This is a genomic window from Kitasatospora griseola (assembly GCF_044999035.1).
Lineage (GTDB): Bacteria > Actinomycetota > Actinomycetes > Streptomycetales > Streptomycetaceae > Kitasatospora > Kitasatospora griseola.
This window is the reverse complement of sequence record NZ_CP173360.1, coordinates 2,488,382-2,509,474: the sequence shown is the minus strand read 5'-3', so window position 1 is coordinate 2,509,474 and position 21,093 is coordinate 2,488,382. Positions and strand designations below refer to the sequence as shown.

Annotated in this window: 18 protein-coding genes; 4 read left to right on the top strand and 14 right to left on the bottom strand. The window is 72.0% G+C overall.

Features of this window, described 5'->3' with window-relative positions; genetic code table 11:
- Positions 1-12: 12 nt before the first annotated feature.
- From ACI1MP_RS11430 to ACI1MP_RS11390, 9 genes are all read right to left on the bottom strand, one after another.
- Positions 13-891: a phosphatidylcholine/phosphatidylserine synthase gene (locus tag ACI1MP_RS11430; RefSeq protein WP_369880776.1), complete on the bottom strand. Its 879-nt coding sequence runs from the start codon at positions 889-891 to the stop codon at positions 13-15.
- Entirely contained in the window at positions 878-1,555 is a 678-nt protein-coding gene (locus ACI1MP_RS11425; protein WP_043910107.1) for a phosphatidylserine decarboxylase, read from the bottom strand. Before ACI1MP_RS11425 ends, ACI1MP_RS11430 begins: the two co-directional genes overlap by 14 nt.
- A gap of 437 nt (positions 1,556-1,992) precedes the next feature.
- Positions 1,993-3,225: an acyl-CoA dehydrogenase family protein gene (locus ACI1MP_RS11420; RefSeq protein WP_380342391.1), complete on the bottom strand. Its 1,233-nt coding sequence runs from the start codon at positions 3,223-3,225 to the stop codon at positions 1,993-1,995.
- A gap of 135 nt (positions 3,226-3,360) precedes the next feature.
- Positions 3,361-3,858, bottom strand: a complete 498-nt coding sequence (locus tag ACI1MP_RS11415) for a MaoC family dehydratase (RefSeq protein ID WP_043910110.1) — start codon at positions 3,856-3,858, stop codon at positions 3,361-3,363.
- Between the two features lie 3 nt (positions 3,859-3,861).
- Complete coding sequence (locus ACI1MP_RS11410) at positions 3,862-4,821, bottom strand: CoA ester lyase (RefSeq protein WP_100589450.1); 960 nt, start codon at positions 4,819-4,821, stop codon at positions 3,862-3,864.
- A 19-nt stretch (positions 4,822-4,840) separates the two neighbouring features.
- Entirely contained in the window at positions 4,841-6,865 is a 2,025-nt protein-coding gene (locus tag ACI1MP_RS11405) for a protein meaA (protein ID WP_380342395.1), read from the bottom strand.
- On the bottom strand, positions 6,865-8,235 hold the full coding sequence (ccrA, locus tag ACI1MP_RS11400) for a crotonyl-CoA carboxylase/reductase (RefSeq protein WP_380342398.1): 1,371 nt from the start codon (positions 8,233-8,235) through the stop codon (positions 6,865-6,867). The genes ACI1MP_RS11405 and ccrA overlap by 1 nt, the downstream gene beginning before the upstream one ends.
- 370 nt (positions 8,236-8,605) lie before the next feature.
- Positions 8,606-9,517: a TetR family transcriptional regulator gene (locus ACI1MP_RS11395; protein WP_043910116.1), complete on the bottom strand. Its 912-nt coding sequence runs from the start codon at positions 9,515-9,517 to the stop codon at positions 8,606-8,608.
- 194 nt (positions 9,518-9,711) lie between these two features.
- Positions 9,712-11,487 (bottom strand): 3-hydroxyacyl-CoA dehydrogenase family protein, encoded by a 1,776-nt coding sequence (locus tag ACI1MP_RS11390; RefSeq protein WP_404868589.1) that lies wholly within the window; start codon positions 11,485-11,487, stop codon positions 9,712-9,714.
- 362 nt (positions 11,488-11,849) lie between these two features.
- Here ACI1MP_RS11390 and ACI1MP_RS11385 point away from each other — a divergent pair, with 362 nt between their 5' ends.
- The gene (locus tag ACI1MP_RS11385; RefSeq protein WP_380342405.1) at positions 11,850-12,416 is read left to right on the top strand and encodes a Uma2 family endonuclease; all 567 of its coding nucleotides are present in this window, start codon (positions 11,850-11,852) and stop codon (positions 12,414-12,416) included.
- Positions 12,417-12,480: 64 nt separating this feature from the next.
- On the opposite strand, the gene ACI1MP_RS11380 is transcribed toward ACI1MP_RS11385, so the two are convergent.
- Both ACI1MP_RS11380 and ACI1MP_RS11375 read right to left on the bottom strand, forming a co-directional pair.
- Positions 12,481-13,968, bottom strand: coding sequence for an MFS transporter (locus ACI1MP_RS11380; RefSeq protein WP_404868588.1), 1,488 nt, complete (start codon positions 13,966-13,968; stop codon positions 12,481-12,483).
- A 124-nt stretch (positions 13,969-14,092) separates the two neighbouring features.
- The gene (locus tag ACI1MP_RS11375) at positions 14,093-14,728 is read right to left on the bottom strand and encodes a TetR/AcrR family transcriptional regulator (RefSeq protein ID WP_380342411.1); all 636 of its coding nucleotides are present in this window, start codon (positions 14,726-14,728) and stop codon (positions 14,093-14,095) included.
- 203 nt (positions 14,729-14,931) lie between these two features.
- Here ACI1MP_RS11375 and ACI1MP_RS11370 point away from each other — a divergent pair, with 203 nt between their 5' ends.
- Positions 14,932-16,242: a glutamine synthetase gene (locus tag ACI1MP_RS11370; RefSeq protein WP_404868587.1), complete on the top strand. Its 1,311-nt coding sequence runs from the start codon at positions 14,932-14,934 to the stop codon at positions 16,240-16,242.
- 224 nt (positions 16,243-16,466) lie between these two features.
- On the opposite strand, the gene ACI1MP_RS11365 is transcribed toward ACI1MP_RS11370, so the two are convergent.
- From ACI1MP_RS11365 to ACI1MP_RS11355, 3 genes are all read right to left on the bottom strand, one after another.
- A complete protein-coding gene (locus tag ACI1MP_RS11365; RefSeq protein WP_404868586.1) occupies positions 16,467-17,669 on the bottom strand; it encodes a hypothetical protein in 1,203 nt (400 codons plus the stop codon).
- 58 nt (positions 17,670-17,727) lie between these two features.
- Positions 17,728-18,264 (bottom strand): SigE family RNA polymerase sigma factor, encoded by a 537-nt coding sequence (locus ACI1MP_RS11360; protein ID WP_380342420.1) that lies wholly within the window; start codon positions 18,262-18,264, stop codon positions 17,728-17,730.
- 138 nt (positions 18,265-18,402) lie between these two features.
- Positions 18,403-19,032, bottom strand: a complete 630-nt coding sequence (locus ACI1MP_RS11355) for a hypothetical protein (RefSeq protein ID WP_404868585.1) — start codon at positions 19,030-19,032, stop codon at positions 18,403-18,405.
- Positions 19,033-19,208: 176 nt separating this feature from the next.
- Here ACI1MP_RS11355 and ACI1MP_RS11350 point away from each other — a divergent pair, with 176 nt between their 5' ends.
- The gene (locus tag ACI1MP_RS11350; protein ID WP_404868584.1) at positions 19,209-19,769 is read left to right on the top strand and encodes a GNAT family N-acetyltransferase; all 561 of its coding nucleotides are present in this window, start codon (positions 19,209-19,211) and stop codon (positions 19,767-19,769) included.
- Positions 19,770-19,805: 36 nt separating this feature from the next.
- Positions 19,806-21,083: a VanZ family protein gene (locus ACI1MP_RS11345; protein WP_404868583.1), complete on the top strand. Its 1,278-nt coding sequence runs from the start codon at positions 19,806-19,808 to the stop codon at positions 21,081-21,083.
- Positions 21,084-21,093: the final 10 nt, after the last annotated feature.

The window sequence follows — 21,093 nt, the reverse complement described above, 5'->3', positions numbered from 1 at the left end:
GTGCTGTGCGGGTCAGCCGCGGTTCTCGGCGCGGCGGGCGCGGACGACGCCCACCTTCTCGCCGACCTTGCGGCGGATGACCAGCAGCGGCGCCATCGCGGCCAGCGCGATCTGGGCGAGCGCGCCGATGTGCATCAGGGTGTCGCCGCCGGGCAGGCCCGCGGCCCAGGCCGCCAGGCAGCCGATGGAGACCACGATCCAGGCCACCGTCGCGGTGGCCAGCAGGCCCTGCGGCTTCGGGTACTCGATCCGGCTGACCATCAGGTAGGCCACGCCGAAGATCAGCAGCAGGCCGGGGAGGAACGGCGGGTCGAGCAGCACGATCGCGATGACGGTCATCGCGCCCATCGGGCAGGGCATGCCCTGGAAGATCCCCGGTCGCATCTTCACGGCCGAGAACCTGGCGAGGCGCAGCACCACCGCCAGCAGCACGGTCAGCGCGATGAACGCGGACAGCTGCTGGTTGGAGCCGGAGGAGACCAGGCCCCACACCGCGACGAAGTACGCCGGCGCGATGCCGAAGCTGATCAGGTCGGCGAGGTTGTCGAGCTCGGCGCCGAGCGCGGAGGAGCGCAGCTTGCGCGCCACCAGGCCGTCGAAGAGGTCGCACATCGCGCCGATCAGCAGCAGCGTCACGACGGTGGCGGCGCTGTGCTTGACCGGGGCGTTCGACTCACCGGTGAGGTGCGGCATCAGGATGCCGGTGGTGGTCGAGTAGATCGCCAGGAAGCCGCAGACGGCGTTGCCCAGCGTCAGGAAGTCGGCGGTGGACAGGTGCTGCGGGGAGCGGGGGGCGCGGAGTTCGCGGTCCCGCGCCCAGCGGCGTCGGCGAAGTTCGGTGGATTCCTCGTCACCGAGGCCCACGAGGGTCTCCGGATCAGTCACGGTCAAGGCGAGTCACCCCGGCGGTCGTCTTCTGGCCGACCGTGACGCCGACCTCGACGCCCGCCGGCAGGTAGGTGTCGACGCGGGAGCCGAAGCGGATCAAACCGACCCGCTCGCCCTGCTCGACCTTGGTGCCGGCGTCCATGTAGGGGACGATGCGGCGGGCGACGGCGCCCGCGATCTGCACCATCTCGATGTCGCCGAGCTCGGTGTCGAAGTGCCACACGACGCGCTCGTTGCGGTCGCTGTCCTTGTTGAACGCCGGGACGAATCCACCGGCGATGTGCTCGACGGACGTCACGTTGCCGGCCAGCGGCGCGCGGTTGACGTGGACGTTGAGCGGGCTCATGAAGATCGCGACGCGGGTGCGGCCGTCCGGCCACTCGTCGATGGATTGGACCACGCCGTCGGCCGGGGAGATCACTCTGCCGGCACCGATCTCACGCTCGGGGTCGCGGAAGAACCACAGCATGCCCGCGCTGAGCGCGCAGGCCGGCACGGCCGCCAGGGCCCACTTGCCGGAACGCCGGGTGAGGGCGGTCGTCACGGCGGCGGTGGCCAGCGTGGGAACGAACCAGGGGGTGGCACCGCGCGCGATGGTGACGCGGGGACGCCGACCCTCGGGGGCGAATCCCTGGGCGGAGGTGTGAGAGGACGGGCTGATGGGCATCGAGGACCTTTAGTCGCGGGCCCCGCGCGGGGAACACAGAATGGCCCCTGGACGAGGGCCACCGCGGGGATCGAGTTGTCTGGGACGGCTGCTGTCCCGGTGGATGCTATCGGGACCTGCCGGTATCTGGGCAAGCCGCCTGCTAGTGGAACTACGCCTGCCTGCCGAGTCGGGCACCTGCTATGTGTACGACCGTAACCGGACCGAGTCCGGTTCCCCAAGAGGTCTCGGGTCACGGGTGATTCACGTCTCAGCGACACGCCGGTCACGGGCCGTGCACGGAAGCGGTCGCCCGGCGCGTACCTGGGGAAACGCGCCGGGCGACCGCATCGAGTGCCGTGCCCCGCCGCGGTCCGGCTGACCAGGCCGGGGGCGGGCACGGCCGGGCCGGCGGCGGGCCCGCACGCCCGTCCTCCGGCCCGGTACGGGGGACTGCCTCAGTCGGCGAGCCGGTACTCCTCCAGCAGGCGACGTCCCACGATCATCTTCTGGATCTCCGCCGTACCTTCACCGATCAGCAGCATCGGGGCCTCCCGGTACAGCCGCTCGATCTCGTACTCCTTGGAGAACCCGTAGCCGCCGTGGATCCGGAACGAGTCCTCGACGACCTCCTTGCAGTACTCGGAGGCCAGGTACTTGGCCATGCCGGCCTCCAGGTCGTTGCGCTGCCCGCTGTCCTTCTTGCGGGCGGCCATCACCATCATCTGGTGCGCGGCCTCGACCTTGGTGGCCATCTCGGCGAGCTTGAACTGGATCGCCTGGTGCTCGGCGATCTTCTTGCCGAAGGTGGTGCGCTGCTGGGCGTAGGCGATGCCCAGCTCGAACGCCCGGCGGGCCACGCCGCAGCCGCGGGCGGCCACGTTGACCCGGCCGACCTCGACGCCGTCCATCATCTGGTAGAAGCCCTTGCCGGGGACGCCGCCGAGGATCCGGTCCGCCGGGACGCGGACGTCCTGGAGCACCAGCTCGGTGGTGTCGACGCCCTTGTAGCCCATCTTCTCGATCTTGCCGGGCACGGTGAGGCCGGGGACGGACTCGTTCGGCCCGAAGCCCGGGGTCTTCTCGATCAGGAAGGTGGTCATGTTCTTGTAGGGCGTGTCGCCGCCCTCGTCGGTCTTGCACAGCACCGCGACGACGCTGGACGTGCCGCCGTTGGTCAGCCACATCTTCTGGCCGTTCAGGACGTAGAACTCTCCCCCAGCCCCAGGGGGCTGGGAGGTGCCCCCAACCTTGACGCCCTTGGTGGAGATCGCCGAGACGTCGGAGCCGAGGGCCGGCTCGGACATCGAGAAGGCGCCGCGCAGCTCGCCGGCGGCCATCTTCGGCAGGAAGTAGTCCTTCTGCTCCTGGGTGCCGTGCGCGTTGATCATGTGCGCCACGATGAAGTGGGTGTTGACGATGCCGGAGACCGACATCCAGCCGCGGGCGATCTCCTCCACCACCAGGGCGTAGGTGAGCAGCGACTCGCCGAGGCCGCCGAACTCCTCGGGGATGGTCAGCCCGAACAGGCCGAGCTGCTTCATCCCCTCGACGATGGCGGTCGGGTACTCGTCCTTGTGCTCCAGCTCGGTCGCGACCGGAATGATCTCCTTGTCGACGAAATCCCGCACGGTGGCGAGGATGTCCCGCTGGATCTCGGTGAGGCCGTCGGTCTGTGCGAGGCGTCCCATCGTGCGGCTCCGTGACTGCTCAAGAGGGGTGGGGTTGGGGGGCTCCGCGGCGCGTGGCTGCCGCGGAGCCCCCGGGAACCGGGTAGGGGCAGGGCCGATGACGGCGGCCCGCCCGTCCGGGGTCTGGAAGGGGCGTCAGGCCAGCGGCTCGGGGCGTCCGGGCTGCTCGCCGCCGCGCTCCTTGACGTACGTCTCGGTCGGCACCATCACCTTGCGGCGGAAGATGCAGACGACGGTGCCGTCCTGCTTGTAGCCCTTGGTCTCGACGTACACGATGCCGCGGTCCGGCTTCGAGGTGATGTTCTTGGCCAGGACGGTGGTCTCGCCGTAGATGGTGTCGCCGTGGAAGGTCGGTGCGATGTGGCGCAGCGACTCGATCTCCAGGTTGGCGATCGCCTTGCCGGAGACGTCCGGGACGGACATGCCCAGCAGCAGCGAGTAGACGTAGTTGCCGACCACCACGTTCTGGCCCTGCACGGTGGTGGTCGCGTAGTTGGCGTCCAGGTGCAGCGGGTGGTGGTTCATGGTCAGCAGGCAGAAGAGGTGGTCGTCGTACTCGGTGACGGTCTTCCCGGGCCAGTGCTTGTAGACCGCGCCGACCTCGAACTCTTCGTAGGTGCGTCCGAACTGCATGGCTCAGCTCTCCGGGATCTCGAACTTGGTGGTGCGCTGCATGCCCGCGGCGCGGCCCTTGCCGGCGATGACCAGGGCCATCTTGCGGCTGGCCTCGTCGATCATCTCGTCGCCGAGCATCGCGGAGCCCTTGGCGCCGCCCGCCTCGGAGGTGCACCAGTCGTAGGCGTCGAGGATCAGCTCGGCGTGGTCGTAGTCCTCCTGCCCGGGCGAGTAGATCTCGTTCGCGGCGGCGACCTGGTCCGGGTGCAGCACCCACTTGCCGTCGAAGCCGAGGGCGGCGGAGCGGCGGGCGACCTCGCGGTAGCCCTCTTGGTTGCGGATCTGCAGGTAGGGGCCGTCGATGGCCTGCAGGTCGTTGGCGCGGGCGGCCATCAGGATGCGCATCAGGATGTAGTGGTAGGCGTCGGCGCCGTAGCCGGGCGGCTGCTCGCCGACCACCAGGGACTTCATGTTGATGGAGGCCATGAAGTCGGCCGGGCCGAAGATGATGGTCTCCAGGCGCGGCGAGGCCGCGGCGATCGCGTCGACGTTGATCAGGCCCTTGGCGTTCTCGATCTGCGCCTCGATGCCGATCTTGCCGACCTCCAGGCCGACGGTCTTCTCGATCTGGGTGAGCAGCAGGTCCAGGGCGATCACCTGCTGGGCGTCCTGCACCTTGGGCAGCATGATGCAGTCCAGGTTGTTGCCGGCGCCCTCGACGACCGTGATGACGTCGCGGTAGGTCCAGTGCGTGGTCCAGTCGTTGACCCGGACGACGCGGGTCTTGCCGCCCCAGTCGCCGTTGTTCAGGGCGTCCACGATGGTGTGGCGGGCGCTCTCCTTGACCAGCGGGGCGCAGGCGTCCTCCAGGTCCAGGAAGACCTGGTCGGCGGGCAGGCCCTGGGCCTTCTCCAGGAAGCGCGGGTTGCTGCCGGGCACGGCCAGGCAGGAACGGCGCGGACGGAGACGGTTCACAGTCATTGGGGAGTTTCCTTCCGGGTCAGCTGGTCGCGGCGGTGGTCGCGGCCCACGGCTGAAGCCTGTTGGCCAGCCGGATCTCGTCCACGATCCGGCCGATGATGGTGGTGATGCCGAAGTCCTTGGGTGTGAACACGGCAGCGACTCCGGCGGCCTTGAGGGCCTCGGCGTCCGCTGCGGGGATGATTCCACCCACGATCACCGGCACATCCTCCACCCCCGCGCGGCGCAGCCGCTGCAGGACGTCCGGCACCAGCTCGGGGTGCGCGCCGGAGAGGATGGACAGGCCCACGCAGTGCACGTCCTCGGCGACGGCCGCGGAGACGATCTGTTCGGGCGTCAATCGGATGCCCTGGTAGACCACCTCGAAACCGGCGTCACGGGCCCGCACGGCGATCTGCTCGGCGCCGTTGGAGTGCCCGTCCAGGCCGGGCTTGCCGACCAGCAGGCGGAGCTTGCCGGCGCCGAGTTCGGCGGCGGTGGCGGCCACGGCCTCGCGCACGGCGGCGAGTTCGCCGCCCGGCTCGGCGGCGACCGCGACCGGCGCGCCGCCGACCCCGGTGGGGGCGCGGTACTCGCCGAACACCTCGCGCAGCGCGAACGACCACTCGCCGGTGGTGGCGCCGGCCCGGGCACAGGCCAGGGTGGCCCCCATCAGGTTCTCCTCGGTGCCGGCCACCTCCTTCAGCCGGGCCAGCGCGGTCTGCACCGCGCCCTCGTCCCGACTGCCGCGCCAGGCCTCCAGGTTGGCCAGCACGGAGCGCTCGGACGCCGGGTCGACCACCATGATGGCGGTGTCCAGGTCGGCGGTGAGCGGGCTGTCCTCGGTGGTGTCGAAGCAGTTGACGCCGACGATCCGGTCCTCGCCGGCCTCGATCCGGGCCCGCCGGGCGGCGTGCGAGGCCACCAGGTTGGACTTCAGGTAGCCGGACTCGACGGCCGGGATCACCCCGCCCATCCCCAGCACCTTGGCGATCTCCGCCTCGGCGCCGGCCAGCAGTTCCTCGGTCTTCGCCTCGACCACGTGCGAGCCGTTGAACAGGTCGCCGTACTCCAGCAGGTCCGACTCGTACGCCAGCACCTGCTGGATGCGCAGCGACCACTGCTGGTCCCACGGCCGCGGCAGGCCCAGCGCCTCGTTCCAGGCCGGGAGTTGGACGGCGCGCGCGCGGGCGTCCTTGGACAGCGTGACGGCCAGCATCTCCAGCACGATGCGCTGGACGTTGTTCTCCGGCTGTGCCTCGGTCAGGCCCAGCGAGTTGACCTGCACGCCGTACCGGAAGCGCCGCTGCTTGGCGTCCTCGATGCCGTAGCGCTCCCGGGTGATCTTCTCCCACAGCCGGTTGAAGGCCCGCATCTTGCACATCTCCTCGACGAAGCGGACGCCCGCGTTGACGAAGAAGGAGATCCGGGCGACCACCTCGCCCATCCGCTCGGCCGGGACCTGCCCGGAGTCGCGGACGGCGTCCAGGACGGCGATCGCGGTGCACATCGAGTAGGCGATCTCCTGGACCGGGGTGGCCCCGGCCTCCTGCAGGTGGTAGCTGCAGATGTTGATCGGGTTCCACTTCGGGATGTTCGCGACTGTGTAGGCGATCATGTCGGTGATCAGCCGCACGGACGGGCCGGGCGGGAAGACGTGCGTCCCGCGCGACAGGTACTCCTTGACGATGTCGTTCTGGGTGGTGCCGGTGAGCCCCGCGATGTCCGCGCCCTGCTCCTCGGCGACCACCTGGTACAGCGCCAGCAGCCACATGGCGGTGGCGTTGATGGTCATCGAGGTGTTGGTGCGCTCCAGCGGGATCCCGTCGAACAGGGTCCGCATGTCGCCCAGGTGCCCGACCGGCACGCCGACCCGGCCGACCTCGCCGCGGGCGAGGACGTGGTCGGAGTCGTAGCCGGTCTGGGTCGGCAGGTCGAAGGCCACCGACAGGCCGGTCTGGCCCTTGGCGAGGTTGCGCCGGTACAGCGCGTTGGAGTCGCTCGCGGTGGAGTGGCCGGCGTACGTGCGCATCAGCCAGGGGCGGTCGCGTTCCTGAGCGCCCATCAGACGTTCCGGCTGGGCTTGTTGTTCCGCTCGTCGAGCTCGCGGAAGAGGTTGATCGCGGGCAGGTGCTTCTCGCGCAGCTCGTGGTCGCGCACGCCCAGGCCCTCCTCGGGGGCCAGGCAGAGCACGCCGACCTTGCCCTGGTGCTTGTTGTGGTGCACGTCGAGGGCGGCCTGGCCGGTCTCCTCCAGGGAGTAGACCTTGGAGACGGTCGGGTGGATCTTGCCCTTGGCGATCAGGCGGTTGGCCTCGAACGCCTCGCGGTAGTTGGCGAAGTGCGAGCCGACGATGCGCTTCAGCGACATCCACAGGTAGCGGTTGTCGTACTGGTGCATGAAGCCGGAGGTGGAGGCGCAGGTGACGACGGTGCCGCCCTTGCGGGTGACGTAGACGGACGCGCCGAAGGTCTCCCGGCCGGGGTGCTCGAAGACGATGTCGACGTCCTCGCCGCCGGTGAACTCGCGGATCTTCGCGCCCAGGCGCTTCCACTCGCGCGGGTCCTGGTTGTTCTCGTCCTTCCAGAACTTGTAGCCCTCGGCGGACCGGTCGATGATCGCCTCGGCGCCCATGGCCCGGCAGATGTCGGCCTTGGCGTCGTTGGAGACCACGCAGATCGGGGTGGCGCCGCCGGCCAGCGCGTACTGGGTGGCGTACGAGCCGAGGCCGCCGCTGGCGCCCCAGATCAGCACGTTGTCGCCCTGCTTCATGCCCGCGCCGTTGCGCGAGACCAGCTGGCGGTACGCGGTGGAGTTGACCAGGCCCGGGGAGGCGGCTTCCTCCCAGGTGAGGTGCTTGGGCTTGGGCAGCAGCTGGTTGGTCTTCACCAGCGCGAGCTGGGCCAGGCCGCCGAAGTTGGTCTCGAAGCCCCAGATGCGCTGCTCCGGGTCCATCATCGTGTCGTTGTGGCCGTCGGGGGACTCCAGCTCGACCGACAGGCAGTGCGCGACGACCTCGTCGCCGGGCTGCCAGGCGTTGACGCCGGCGCCGGTGCGCAGCACCACGCCCGCCAGGTCGGAGCCGACCACGTGGTACGGAAGGTCGTGACGCTTCGTCAGCGGGGAGAGCCGGCCGTAGCGCTCCAGGAAGGAGAAGGTGGAGACCGGCTCGAAGATCGAGCTCCACACGGTGTTGTAGTTGACGGCGCTGGCCATCACGGCGACCAGGGCCTCGCCCGGGCCGACCTCGGGCAGCGCGACGTCGTCCAGGTGGAGCGACTTGCGCGGGTCCTTGTCGCGGCTGGCGAGGCCGGCGAACATCTGCTCCTCGTCCTTGTGGAGCGTCACGGCCCGGTAGGACTCGGGCAGCGCGAGGCCCGCGTAGTCGGCGGACGTGGCGTTGCCGCTGAGGATCGCGTCGAGAATTTCCTGCATGGCTGCCTCCGAAGGCGTACCTGTGCGAGGGACACAGGGCGTCTGGGGGAGCCGGGAGCGGACACCGGCTTCGCTGAGGGTCTGAGGGGTCGGGTACTGCGGTGGTGCGACGAAAGGGTGGAGTCGCAGGTGCATGTCCCCCGGGTCGGGGGACGCCGGACGACGGCGCGCCGAGGTGGGGAGCCGCGGCGCCGCGACCGGTGGCAACAAGGTAGTGGCACCCTGTGCCACTCGTAAAGACACGGGGTGCCAACTTCTTGAGTGAGTCAGGACACGCCGGCCGGAGGGTTGGCGGGAACGCCCGAAGGCCCGCTCCCGGAACCGGGAACGGGCCTTCGATTCTGCTTGTCGCCTGCTGAAACTGCCTGGATTACATGGTGTTTCGACCCGCCAGCGCGGCCCGGATCGAATCCACCACGGTCTCCAGCGGGGCATCCGTGCGGGCCACTGTGATCAGTACCTCACCGCTCGGGCTGGCACTCAGTGCGCTCACGGCAGCGGAGTCCTCCGGCGTCACTCCGTCACCATTGGCACCGGGTGCCAGCGTGGTGCCGCGGCGGCGGGCGCCGCTCGGCGGGGTCGGCCAGAACGTCCCCCGGATCACCTCGAAGGAGTGGTCGAGCTGCGCCTCCACGTCGCCGTGCCCGCCGGCCCGCAGCCAGCGCCGCAGCACGTGGTTGTGCGCCGCGACCACCGCCGCCGCCGACACCTCGGCCAGCATCGAGTCGTCGTCCCCGCCGCGCTGCCAGCCCGGCGGGGTCTGCTCGGCCGCGTCGAACCGGCCCAGCAGGTAGCGGGTGAACAGCCGCTCGTACCGGGAGACCACCGCGATCTCCCGCTCGCGCAGCGCCGGGACCTGCCGGATCAGCTGGTAGCGGGCCACCGACATGTCCGGGGTGGAGGCGTACATCCGCAGCACCTCCTTGATGCCCCGGCACACCACGTCCAGTGGGTGCTCCTCCGGCTCGGCGCTGGCCAGCAGGTCGGCCACCCGCACCAGGGTGTCGTCGTGGTCCGGGAAGATCGCCTCCTCCTTCGACCGGAAGTACCGGAAGAAGGTGCGCCGGGCCACCCCGGCGGCGGCCGCGATCTGATCGACCGTCGTCTCCTCGTACCCCTGGGTGGCGAACAGCTGCATGGCCGCCGCCGTGAGGTCCTGGCGCATCTGCAGCCGCTGGGCGGCGGCCCGGCGACTGCCCGCCCCGGACTCCACCCCCGACCGCGACTGGTCCGGCCCGGCGGCCGGCTGCTGCTGCTGGGAAGGCGAGGTCTGGCGATCCATGTCCGGAACGCTACACGCCCCCGGTGCCGCCCCCGCCGGCCTGGCCCTGCGCACCGGCGCCGCGGGCGGCACCACCGCGGGCCGCGGCCACCGCGAGGAGACCGCGCCGGCACCCCAAGGGGGCCTCGGCGCAGCCGGGTTGACGCCCTCGCCGGGCGGCGGCCGGCGGCCCGGCGAGGGCGCCGGACGGCCGGTCATCGCCGTGCGTGGTCGCGGAAACCGCGACCGGTCTTGCGGCCCAGGCAGCCCGCCGCCACCAGGTGCTCCAGCAGCGGCGCGGCCGCCAGGCCCGGCTCGCGGAACTCCTGGTGCAGCACCTTCTCGATGGTCAGCGACACGTCCAGGCCCACCACGTCCAGCAGCTCGAACGGGCCCATCGGGTAGCCGCAGCCCAGCTTCATCGCGGTGTCGATGTCGTCCACCGTCGCGTAGTGCTCCGCCAGCATCCGCACCGCGTCGTTCAGGTACGGGAACAGCAGCGCGTTCACGATGAAACCGGCCCGGTCGCCGCACTCCACCGGGTGCTTGCGAACCTTGGCGCACAGCTCCAGCACGGTCGCCGTGACGTCCTCGGCGGTCAGCACGGTGGAGACCACCTCGACCAGCTTCATGGCCGGCGCCGGGTTGAAGAAGTGCATGCCGATCACGTCCTGAGGACGGGAGGTCGCCGTCGCGCAGGAGATCACCGGCAGCGAGGAGGTGGTGGTGGCCAGCACCGCGCCCGGCTTGACGATTCGGTCCAGGGCGGTGAACAGCTCGCGCTTGACCGCGAGGTCCTCCGCCACCGCCTCCACCACCAGGTCCACGTCCGCCAGGTCCTGGTAGCCGCCGGTCGGGGTGACCAGCGCCAGCGCCGCGTCCCGGGCCTGCTCGGTCAGCCGGCCCTTGGCCACCGAACGCTCCAGCGACTTCGCCAGCTGGGCCTTCGCCCGCTCCGCCTTCTCCTGGCTGCGGGCCGCCAGCAGCACCGGGAGGCCCGCCTTCGCGAACACCTCCACGATGCCCGTCGCCATCGTCCCGCTGCCGCACACGCCGACACTGCGCACCTCGCGGCCGGCCGGGCGGGCCTCGGCCGCCGCGGCCTCCTCGGCGACCGGCGTCGACGAACCCGGGGCCTCGTAGGTGTAGAAACCGCGGCCCGACTTGCGGCCCAGCAGGCCCGCCGCGACCAGCTGGCCGAGGATCGGCGCCGGGGCGTGCAGCCGGTCCTTCGACTGCTCGTACATCGCCTCCAGCACGGTGCGGGCGGTGTCCACGCCGATCAGGTCCAGCAGCGCCAGCGGGCCCATCGGCAGGCCGCAGCCCAGCCGCATCGCCGCGTCGATGTCCTCCCGGGTGGCGTACCGGGACTCGAACATCGCCGCCGCCTGGTTCAGGTACGCGAACAGCAGGCCGTTGGCGATGAACCCCGCCCGGTCGCCCGCGGCGACCGGCTCCTTGCCCAGGTCCCGGGCCAACTCGGCGACCTGCTCGGCCGCCCGGGGGGACGTCAGCACGGTGCGGACGACCTCGACCAGCTTCATCGAGTGCACCGGGTTGAAGAAGTGCACCCCCAGCACCCGCTCCGGGCGGGCGGTGGCCGCCGCGATCCGGGTCACGCTCAGCGCGGTGGTGCCGGTCGCCAGCACCGTCTCCGGCGGGCAGATCCGGTCCAGCTCGGCGAACAGGCCGCGCTTGAGCTCGAGGTCCTCCGGGACCTCCTCGATCACCAGGTCCGCCTGCGCGGCCGCGGCCAGGTCGTCACCGACCTCGATCAGCGCGAGCAGCGCGGTGCGCTCCTCGGCCGTCAGCCGCTCGCGGGCCACCGCCCGGGCGGTGGACGCCTCGATCCGGGCCAGCGCCCGCACCGCCTGGGTCGGACCGGCCTCCACGCCGATCACCCGACGGCCGCTGCGGGCCACCGCCACGGCCACCCCGGCACCCATGGTGCCCAGGCCGACCACGGCAACAGTGGGGAAGGGACGCTCCATTGTCCAGACTCCTTGTCATGGGCCCGCGCCGACGGCCCCCGCCACCGCCCGGGCAGCGGGCGTGACAGGGGAGGGTGTGCCGACGGCACGGGAGAAATGAGGGGGAACGGAAGAAGAACAGCGGCGACCCCGCAGTACGGACCGGTCCGCTCCGGTTCCGTCGAGGGGCAGTGCCGTGGTGCTCAGGCGCTCCGACAGGATCATGAAGCGACGCCGACGCGCACACGAGAGAAGAGACGCAGCCCACCGGTGCGGCTCCCGAAGCCCGGCGCTGGCGCGTGCGGACACTGTAGCCCAGCTACTGGCGGGTAGGAAGAGGCAATCGCGGGCCGCGCAACGGCGGGTGACCCTACGTTGCCGTCATGACCGACGAACGTCCGCAGATGTTTCCCGACCAGTTCGAATCGATTGCGGAGGCGGCCGACAGACGCGATGTGACATTCGAGTTCGTCGGCGGCAGGCTCCGGGTCAAGCCCATGCCCGACGGCGACCACGCCGAGATCGTCATGTGGCTGACGGAGCGCTGCCTGGCGCAGCGGCCGGATCTTCGCCTGTACCCCGGTCGGCGCCTGCGGCTCTCCGGCGACTGCCGCACCAAGCCCGACGGAGTGCTTTCCCGTCGGCGTGCGTTCGTCGGCGATGGGGAGTGGTCCGACCCCGCAGAGGTGCTGATGGTGGTCGAGGTGACCTCGCAGGACCTTCATGCCCGCGGGTGCGACCGGGAGGAGAAACCGGTGGCCTACGCCAAGGCCGGTATGCCGGTGTTCCTCCTGATCGATCGGGTTGCCGGGGTCGTCATGGTGTTCAGCGAGCCCCGAGGCGGGCGTTACGAGAGCGTCGTGACGCTGGCCCACGGGCACGTGGTGCAGTTGCCGGAGCCGGTGAACGTCACGTTGGAGACCGAGGAACTCAAGGATTTCAGTCGCTGACTCCGCATGCGGAACGGCCCCGCCCGGAGGGTTCCGGGCGGGGCCGTTCGTTCGTGCTGCGGTGTCAGTGCGCCATGACCGGGACGGCGTCCTCGATCTCGGCGGCGGAGTCGTGGTGCTCGGGCTTGCCGGCGTTGATCAGGGTGAAGGCGGTGAGGGAGGCCAGGGCCAGGATGCCGACGGCCCACCAGATCGCGGTGGAGTAGGAGTGGACCTGGGCCTGGAGCGCGAACAGCTTCGGGTCGGTGGCGGTGGCCGCGTGGGACTTGGCCCACTCGGTGCCGGCGCTGTGGGCGACGGTGCTGAGCAGGGCGGTGCCGATCGCACCGCCGACCTGCTGGGAGGTGTTGACCATCGCGGAGGCGACGCCCGCGTCGCGGGGCTGGACGCCGTAGGTGGCCAGGCTCATGGCGGGCATGAAGGCGGTGCCCATGCCGAGGCCCATCAGGATCAGGCCGGGCAGGATCTGCCAGTACGAGGTGCCGACGTCGATCCGGGTGAGGATCAGCAGGCCGAGCGAGGCGACCAGGAAGCCGGGCGCCATCAGGTAGCGGGCCGGGACCCGGGTCATCAGGCGGGCGCCGATCTGGGTGGAGCCGGTGATCATGCCGGCCACCATCGGGAGGAAGGCGAAACCGTTGACCAGCGGCTTGTAGCCCAGCACGCCCTGCATGTAGAGGGTGAGGAACAGGAACAGGCCGAACATGCCGATCACGGCCATGCCGAGCGAGAGGTAGACACCGGCGCGGTTGCGGTCGGTGAGGACGCGCAGCGGCAGCAGCGGGGCCTTGACCCGGCTCTCGACGAACGCGAACGCGGTGAGCAGCACGGCGGCGGCGACGAACAGGCCGATGGTGCTGCTGTCGCCCCAGCCCTCGCTCTCGGCGCGGGTGAAGCCGTAGACCAGGGAGACCAGGCCGGTGGTGACCAGCAGCACGCCGGGGATGTCGAGGCGGTTGCGGTTGAGGCCGACGGCGGGCTCGCGGATCACCAGGATCGCGCCGGCGAGGGCGACCGCGGCGAACGGGATGTTGACGAAGAACGTCCAGCGCCAGTTCAGGTACTCGGTGAGGGCGCCGCCCAGGATCAGGCCGATCGCACCGCCACCGCCGGCGACGGCGCCGAAGATGCCGAACGCCTTGGCACGCTCCTTGCCGTCGGTGAACATGACCGCGAGCAGCGACAGCGCGGCGGGGGCGAGCATCGCGCCGAACACGCCCTGCAGGGCGCGGGCGCCGAGCAGCATGGAGGTGTTGACGGCCGCGCCGCCGAGCGCGGAGGCCGCGGCGAAGCCGACCAGGCCGACCATGAAGGTCCGGCGGCGGCCCCACAGGTCGGCGATCCGGCCGCCGAACAGCAGCAGTCCGCCGAAGGCCAGCGCGTAGGCCGTGATGACCCACTGGGTGGTGCTGTCGGCGAAGCCGAGGTCTTCCTTGGCGCGCGGGAGGGCGATGTTCACCACGGTGGCGTCGAGGACGACCATCAGCTGGGCCAGCGCGATGAATAGCAGGGCCTTCCAGCGACGTGGATCCGGCTGGAGGGTTTCGGACATGGAGGTACCCACCTGTGTGTGCGAGAGCGTACGAGACGTGCGAAAACGTGCGGTCGGCAGCCGGCCCGGCCGGGCGGTCTGCCGCAAGTCGTGCGTGCGGAGCGGAAGTCGAGCGCGAGGAAGGTCAGGCGCGCTGCGTGAGGTCCTCCAGGGTCACGGCACAGCCGGGCAGCGTGGACGGGGCGGCGGCGGTGCGCAGCCCGTCCAGCAGGAGCTGGAGGTGCCGGTGGACCAGTCGGTCCAGGTCGAGGCAGGCGGTGCCGGGGAGCGGGCGGGTGAGCTGGGAGACGGCGACCACGATGTCGCCGGCCCCGATGTCGGCGCGGAGCAGCCCGTCGGCCTGCGCGCGGAGCACCAGGTCGTCGGTGGCCTGCTTCATCTCGGCGCGGGCGTCGGCGAGTTCGGGGTCGTTCGGGTCGATGGTGCCGGACAGCAGGGAGCACAGCGCGCCGATCCGTTCGTCGGCGGCGGCGTGCACGAAGCGGCTCAGCGCGGCGAAGGAGTCGGGCTCCTCGGCGGTGGCCGCGTGCGCGTGCGCCACGATCCGGTCGATGACGGCGAGCGACACCTGGTGGATCAGGGCGCGGCGGTCGGCGAAGTTCCGGTAGAGCGTGGCGTTGCCGACGCCGGCCCGGCGGGCGATCTCGTCGAGCGGGGCCATCGCCCCGTACTCGACGAAGGCCTCGCGGGCCGCGGCGACGATCAGTGCGCGGTTACGGGTGGCGTCCGCGCGCCGGCGGGGAGCGGCGACGGTGGTCATGAGTGCGGTGCTCCCTTCGAGCGGCGAGCGGCAGAGAGTGGGGAGGTATTCCCCGGTTCTGCTTGGACAGAGGTTCAAACGGGGACTCGGTCCCCGGAATTTCATCTTTTTATGTGAGCTGCGTCACATTCAGGTTTGCACGGACGAGTGACGTCTCGGCGGGGTCGCCCGCGCACTGCATCGCCGCAGGCCAGCATGGGCGCATGAGCACCGTGAAGCCGCGCGCCGAGCGCGCCGCCGAGGCCCGGTTGGCCGCCACCAGGATCGAGGCCGAGGGCGTCGACGGGGTGATCGTCGGCTGGGTCGACAACTCCGGCGTCACCCGGGTCAAGTCCGTGCCCGTCCGCGGCCTGGAGAGCGCCGCCCGGTGGGGCGTCGGCACCGCGCCCTGCTTCGACTCGTTCCTGGTCGACGACTCGCTCGCCCCGTCCGGCAGCCCGGTCGGCGACCTGCGACTGGTGCCCGACCTGGCCGCCCTGCACCGGCTCGCCGCCCAGCCCGGCTGGGCCTGGGCCCCCGGCGACCGCTGGACCCAGCAGGGCGAGCCGCACCCCGGCTGCCAGCGCCGGTTCGCCCGCCGCGCCGCCGAGGCACTCGCCGAGCGCGGGCTGACGGTGCAGGCCGGCATCGAGGTCGAGTGGATCGTCGAGGGCGGCGAGGCCGGCCCCGCGTACGGCATGCGCCGCCTGATCGGGAACAGCGACTACCTGCGCGACCTGCTGCGCACGCTGCGCGAGCAGAAGGTGACGGTGCTCCAGCTGCACCCCGAGTACAGCGACGGCCAGTTCGAACTGTCGGTCGCCCCCGGCGGGCCGGTCGAGGCCGCCGACACCGCCCTGCTGGTCCGGCACACCGTGCAGGCCGTCTCGCTGCGGCACGGGCTGCGCGCGAGCTTCGCGCCGCTGGTCGCCGCCGACGGCGTCGGCAACGGCGGCCACCTGCACCTGAGCCTGTGGCGCGACGGCCGGAACCTGGGCCACGGCGGCAGCGGCCCGCACGGCCTCACCCGGGAGATGGAGGCGTTCCTCGCTGGGGTGCTGGCCGAACTGCCCGCGCTGCTCGCGCTCGGCGCCCCGTCGGTGGCCAGCTACCTGCGGCTGGTGCCCGGCCACTGGTCGGGTCCGCACCGCTGCTGGGGGCTGGAGAACCGGGAGGCCGCGCTGCGGCTGATCACCGGCTCGGCCCCCGAGCAGGCCAACGCCGAGGTCAAGTGCTTCGACGCCGCCGCCAACCCCTACCTGGCGGTCGGCGGCGTGCTGGCCGCCGGCCTGGCCGGCCTCGGTGACGCGCTGCGACTGCCCGCCGAGACCACCGGCGACCCCGACGGCGTCGCCGAACGGCTGCCCGCCACGCTCGGCCAGGCGGTGGACGCGCTGCGCAAGTCCCAGGTGCTGCGCGCCGCGATGGGGGAGTCGCTGTGGCAAGCGGTGATCGACGTCCGGGAGGCGGAGATCGCCCGGTTCGCGGACCGCCGCCCGGCGGAGATCATCGAGGCGGTCCGCTACCGGTACTGACGCCCCGTCAGCTGGGCGAGCGGTCCAGCAGCGCGAGCCAGGCCGGCGCCTCGCGGACGCGCGGGGCCCAGGCCGGCGCCGGCCTCGGGGTGGTCGGCCCCTCACGCCGATCCGCCGCCCGGTGTGCCGCGCAGCTTCGAAGGAGTCGTCGTCGGGGTGCGGACGGGCCCATGCGCGGTCGGCCGTGCTGTCCTCCCGTTGTTCCACCCCGGACCCGGGACGGGTCAGTCCGGCGCGGGCACCGTCCAGCCCGGGCAGCGGGCGATCGCCGTCAACTGGTCGAGGGTCAGCAGTGGTGCCCGGCCGGCGTCGGGGCTGCCCGCGCCCGCCGGGTTGACCGCCGTGACCCGGACCCGTCGGCCGTCGGGGCGCAGCACGTCGACGACCGTCTCGGTGGAGCCCTGGGTGCCGGGGACCGGACGGTTGGCGACGCTGCGGATGCGGGTGTCGTCCGGCAGCGTCGGGGCGTCGGCGAACCAGTCCAGCACCGACCGGTCGGCCGCCTCCTCCTGGAGCCGCAGGACGACCGTCCGGTCCCCGTCGGCCAGCGTCGCCGTCTGCTCGGCGCCGGCGGTGCTGGACACCACCTTCAGACCCGGCGGCAGCAGGTCGGGCCGCTGGACCGAGGCGTTGGTGGACGTTGAATCCGGCATCACCGCCAGCAGCTGCGACGCGATGGTGCGCCAGCTGGGATCGGTGGCCAGCGAGGACAGTGCGGCGGCGCTCAGCAGCGGCTCCGGCCGGTCCGGGGTGCCCCCCCGCCGGGCCACGTTGTGCGAGGTGGCGGTGATCGTCATCCCGTCCGCGGTGACCCACTCGACGGCGGTGAACCGCGACGGATTCGCGTCTTTCCCGGTGTACTGCATGACGGCCACCGTGCCGCCGTCCGGCTGGGGCGTCTGCCGGCACTCCAGTTCGGTGAACGGGGACTGGTCGCACGGCTGGATCGCCCCCCGGTGGGGATTGAAGACGCCCACCGACAGCAGGCTCTGTCCCTGGCCGTCGTCCAGCACCAGTTCCGCCCACGCCCGGTTCGTCGGGAACGCCGCCGAGCCCTGCGTCGAGCCGTCCGAGCGGACGATCTTCAGCCCCTTCGGCAGCCGCTCCGCCACCGCCGAGGCCAGGTGCGCCTCCTGCGGGATCCGGGCGGCGTCCGGCGGGTCGCTGACGGGCGGGGACGGGACGGGCGAGGCCGCCGGCCCCGTGCCGTTCGTGTGCAGGGCGGACGGCAGGACGGCGGCGCCCAGCCCGCTCACCGCCAGCACGGCCGCGGCCGCGCCCAGCGCCAGCCGGCGGCGCTGACGGCGGCGGCCCCGGGTCGCGCCGCCCATGGCCAGTCGCGGGGTGTCCGGGACGAAGCTCTCCCCGGTCTCGTGGAAGACCTGGCAGAGCCGGTCCTCGAAGTCGTGCTCGGGCAGTGCGGGCATGCGTGATCACCGTCTCCGGGGGCAACAGGGGAAGGACAGGACGGGCACTGACCGGGCGTCAGCGCTGGGCGAGGTCGGCCAGGCCCTCGCCCAGCAGGGTCCGCAGCCGGGCCAGCGCCCGGGAGGCCTGGGAACGGACCGCGCCCGGACGGCAGCGCAGGATCTCCGCCGTCTCCTCGACACTGACGTCCTCCCAGTACCGCAGCACCAGCACCGCACGGTCCCGCGGCGCCAGCCGGGCCAGCGCCTGGAGCAGCGTCATCCGCAGCGTGCTGTCGTCCTGCGGACCCGGCAGGTCCGGCAGTTCGGCGACCGGGCGCTCGGTCGAACTGCGCCGCCGGTGATGGTCGATGAACTGCCGGTACAACACGCCCTGCGCGTACCCCGCCGGATTCTCGATCGCCCGTCCGCCGAACAACCGCCCAGGGCGACGCCACACCACGTACATCCGGCTCAGCGTCTCCTGCACCAGGTCCTCGGCGAGATGGGTGTCACCACCCGTCAGCAGACAGGCCGAACGGTACAGCGCGCCGGACCGGTTGGCGGCGAACTCCGCGTACTCCAGGTCGCCGCTGCGCCCTGCTGCTCCTGCCACGTCTGCTGTTCTCCCCCGGCTCCGTGCCTTGTCACCCTTCAGACGGAACGGACCGCCGGGGGCGTCACGGGGCCGACGCGGAAATTTCTGCCGGACGCCGCCGGACTTCCGTGGGGTCGGACCCGGAGCGTCCGGACCTCAGCGGGCCGGGCGTTCGCCCGCGCCGCGGCAGAACGGGCAGGCCCGGCTGCCGTGGCAGTCGCCGCAGCGGGCCCGGCCCTCGGTCCGGCCGCCCCAGGTGACGCCGCCCATCGTCCAACCGCGGCCCCAGCAGCGATCGCACCAGCCCAGGCCCTCGCACTCCGGGCACAGTTCGTAGCCGGGTTGGACGTCCTCCGGCGCGAGCAGCGGCTCGGGGCGGACGAACACCTCCGGCAGGTGCAGCGCCATCGGCTCCAGGTCGGCCCGGCCCAGCGTCAGGCCGCGCACCGGGTGGAAGTGCAGCCGGATCGTCATCCCGTCCCGCCACGCGTGCAGGACCTTCGAACCGGTCTCGGTGCGCTCCACCGTCCGCTGCCAGTCGGCCAGTTCGGACTCGGCCAGGGCCAGCGGGTCGGGGTCGGTCGGGGTGCGGTCGAAGGCGACCTGGCGGTGGTGGCCGAAGCTCAGCGGATTGCCGAACGCGGTGATGTCCGGATGCTCCGGCAGCACGGCCGGCGGCGCCATCCCGGGCGCCACCGCCTCCAGCAGCGCCGCGAACTCCGCGTACAGCCGCTCGCCGCGCCGCCGCAGCTCCTCCCGCGCCCCGGGTATCTCCTCGGCCGCCATCGTCCGCCCCTCGCTTCGAAGTGCCGTCAACTGGCCGGAGGCGTCCGGATGTTGCTCGGTGCGCGCCGGGCTCGCCGATTCTAGGCACCCGGTGCCGGCGCGGGGGCCGTTTTGCCGACCCGGGACGGTTCGCGAACGGCCGGACACACCCCGCGCCCGAATGGTACGAAGATCAGATGACAAGCTATTGGCTGGGTGAACGAGTGCGCCTGCGAGCGGTCGAGACCGAGGACGGGCCGCTGCTGGCCCGACTGTCCGAGCAGGAGGAGCGCCTCGGCGACCTGCTCAACCCGCCGCGCTCCACCGAGGGTTGGCAGACCTTCGCGCGCGAGCACGCCACCGCCGACCCGTCCGGCGACACCTACACCCTGATCGTCGAGTCGCGCGCCGACGGCACCCCCGTGGGCTCGGTCGGCGTCCACCGCGCCGACCCGCGCAACGGCTGGTTCGAGTACGGCATCACCGTCGCCGCCGAGCACCGCCGCCGCGGCTACGCCGGCGAGGCCGTCCGCCTGGTGGTCCGCCACCAGTTCGAGGAACGGCGCTACCGCAAGGCCACCGCCCGGGTCTTCGCCCACAACCACCCCTCCCTGGAACTCCACCGCCACCTCGGCTTCACCGAGGAGGGCCGCCTGCGCGGCCACGCCTTCCTCTGGGGCCGACCCGTCGACGTGGTGCTGCTCGCCCTGTTCGCCGAGGACTTCACCGCCCGCCACGGCGCCTCCGCGCCGCACTGAACCCCTGCTGCCACCCCGTCACCTCCTGGAAGACCGATGGTCGAAGCCTCCCTCTCCGCAGCCCCCGCCCTGTTCCCCGCCTTCGCCGTGCTGGGTCTGATCCTCGGGTTCACGGCCTTACGGCTCGCCCGGCGCCGGCAGTGGCCGCCGGTCGCGGCGGTGCTCCTCGGCCTGTCCCTGGCCGGGGAGACCGCGGCGACGCTGACGCCGACCACCGGCGGGAGCTGGGGATCGGCGACCTGTTCGATCGGCTCCGGGGTGTGGGACACCGCCGTCACCCAGCAGGGGCTGATGAACCTCGCCATGTACGTGCCGGTCGCGTTCTTCGGCGTGCTGACCCTGCGCCGGCCGCTGACCGTCCTCGCGGGGTGCGGGGTGCTCTCCGCCGTGACCGAGACCTGCCAGACCCTGCTGGGGGCCGGACGCTCGTGCGACGCCGCGGACCTGGTCGACAACGTCCTCGGCGCGCTCGTCGGCACGGTCGCCGCGGTCCTCTGGCTCTGGCTGCGCCGCCACAGGCCGTTGTCCGGGCGGCGGGACGCCCTGCACTCCCTCGGCACGGCCGGCACCGGTTTCGCGGCCGTCGCGGTCGTCGTCTGGCTGTACGTGCCGCTGCACAACGATCCGGCGGGCTTCGTCTCGGACCCCTCCGCGCACGAGCAGTACGAGACGGCGGAGCGGATCGCCACGCAGCTGTTCGGCCCGGGCACCTGGGTCACGTCCGTCGGTCTGGCCACCGATCCCAAGGTGTCGCCCCAGCCGGTCCTCGCCGTCGTCACCGATCGCGGCAGGGTCCAGGCCGAGTGGCCGAGCGGACGCCTGCTCGTCAGCACCTCGACCGCCCGCCAGGCCGAGGCGGAGCCCGTCACCCAGGACCGGATCCTCAAGGCCGGCGCCGATTTCGCGGCCACCTGGTTCGCCGACCTGACGCCGACCGCGAGCCCCACCCTCACCCCGGCCGACGGCGCCTACCTGCTCAGCTACCGCCGCCACAACAGCGACAACGTCCTGATGCCCATGCGGCTCGACATCACCGTCGCCGCCTCCGGCCGGGTCACGGCGTCGTCCGCCCGCCGGGACGCCGATCCCCGGCTCCCGCACCCCACCGTCACCGCCGAGGCGGCCGAGCAGCGGGCCGTCGCCACCCTGATCGGCTCCCGCGCGGACACCGCGTCGCTGGTGGCCAAGCAGATCGACGGGCAGTGGCGGCCCTGCTGGGCGGTCGAGCTCGTCAAGCCCGGCGAGACCCGGGCGTCCGGCACCGTGGAGTTCGTCGACGCCGTCACCGGTCAACCTGTGGCGCACCAGGGCTGAGCCCCGGTCG

What these genes read in the sequence shown, in the direction of transcription:
- ACI1MP_RS11425 (WP_043910107.1), bottom strand. Translation starts at nt 1,555, where the DNA reads ATGCCCATCAGCCCGTCCTCTCACACCTCCGCCCAGGGATTCGCCCCC.
- ACI1MP_RS11390 (WP_404868589.1), bottom strand. Translation starts at nt 11,487, where the DNA reads ATGGAGCGTCCCTTCCCCACTGTTGCCGTGGTCGGCCTGGGCACCATG.
- ACI1MP_RS11355 (WP_404868585.1), bottom strand. Translation starts at nt 19,032, where the DNA reads ATGGCGGCCGAGGAGATACCCGGGGCGCGGGAGGAGCTGCGGCGGCGC.
- ACI1MP_RS11380 (WP_404868588.1), bottom strand. Translation starts at nt 13,968, where the DNA reads ATGTCCGAAACCCTCCAGCCGGATCCACGTCGCTGGAAGGCCCTGCTA.
- ACI1MP_RS11345 (WP_404868583.1), top strand. Translation starts at nt 19,806, where the DNA reads ATGGTCGAAGCCTCCCTCTCCGCAGCCCCCGCCCTGTTCCCCGCCTTC.
- ACI1MP_RS11410 (WP_100589450.1), bottom strand. Translation starts at nt 4,821, where the DNA reads ATGACTGTGAACCGTCTCCGTCCGCGCCGTTCCTGCCTGGCCGTGCCC.
- ACI1MP_RS11365 (WP_404868586.1), bottom strand. Translation starts at nt 17,669, where the DNA reads ATGCCCGCACTGCCCGAGCACGACTTCGAGGACCGGCTCTGCCAGGTC.
- ccrA (WP_380342398.1), bottom strand. Translation starts at nt 8,235, where the DNA reads ATGCAGGAAATTCTCGACGCGATCCTCAGCGGCAACGCCACGTCCGCC.
- ACI1MP_RS11395 (WP_043910116.1), bottom strand. Translation starts at nt 9,517, where the DNA reads ATGGATCGCCAGACCTCGCCTTCCCAGCAGCAGCAGCCGGCCGCCGGG.
- ACI1MP_RS11405 (WP_380342395.1), bottom strand. Translation starts at nt 6,865, where the DNA reads ATGGGCGCTCAGGAACGCGACCGCCCCTGGCTGATGCGCACGTACGCC.
- ACI1MP_RS11370 (WP_404868587.1), top strand. Translation starts at nt 14,932, where the DNA reads ATGAGCACCGTGAAGCCGCGCGCCGAGCGCGCCGCCGAGGCCCGGTTG.
- ACI1MP_RS11385 (WP_380342405.1), top strand. Translation starts at nt 11,850, where the DNA reads ATGACCGACGAACGTCCGCAGATGTTTCCCGACCAGTTCGAATCGATT.
- ACI1MP_RS11375 (WP_380342411.1), bottom strand. Translation starts at nt 14,728, where the DNA reads ATGACCACCGTCGCCGCTCCCCGCCGGCGCGCGGACGCCACCCGTAAC.
- ACI1MP_RS11420 (WP_380342391.1), bottom strand. Translation starts at nt 3,225, where the DNA reads ATGGGACGCCTCGCACAGACCGACGGCCTCACCGAGATCCAGCGGGAC.
- ACI1MP_RS11415 (WP_043910110.1), bottom strand. Translation starts at nt 3,858, where the DNA reads ATGCAGTTCGGACGCACCTACGAAGAGTTCGAGGTCGGCGCGGTCTAC.
- ACI1MP_RS11350 (WP_404868584.1), top strand. Translation starts at nt 19,209, where the DNA reads ATGACAAGCTATTGGCTGGGTGAACGAGTGCGCCTGCGAGCGGTCGAG.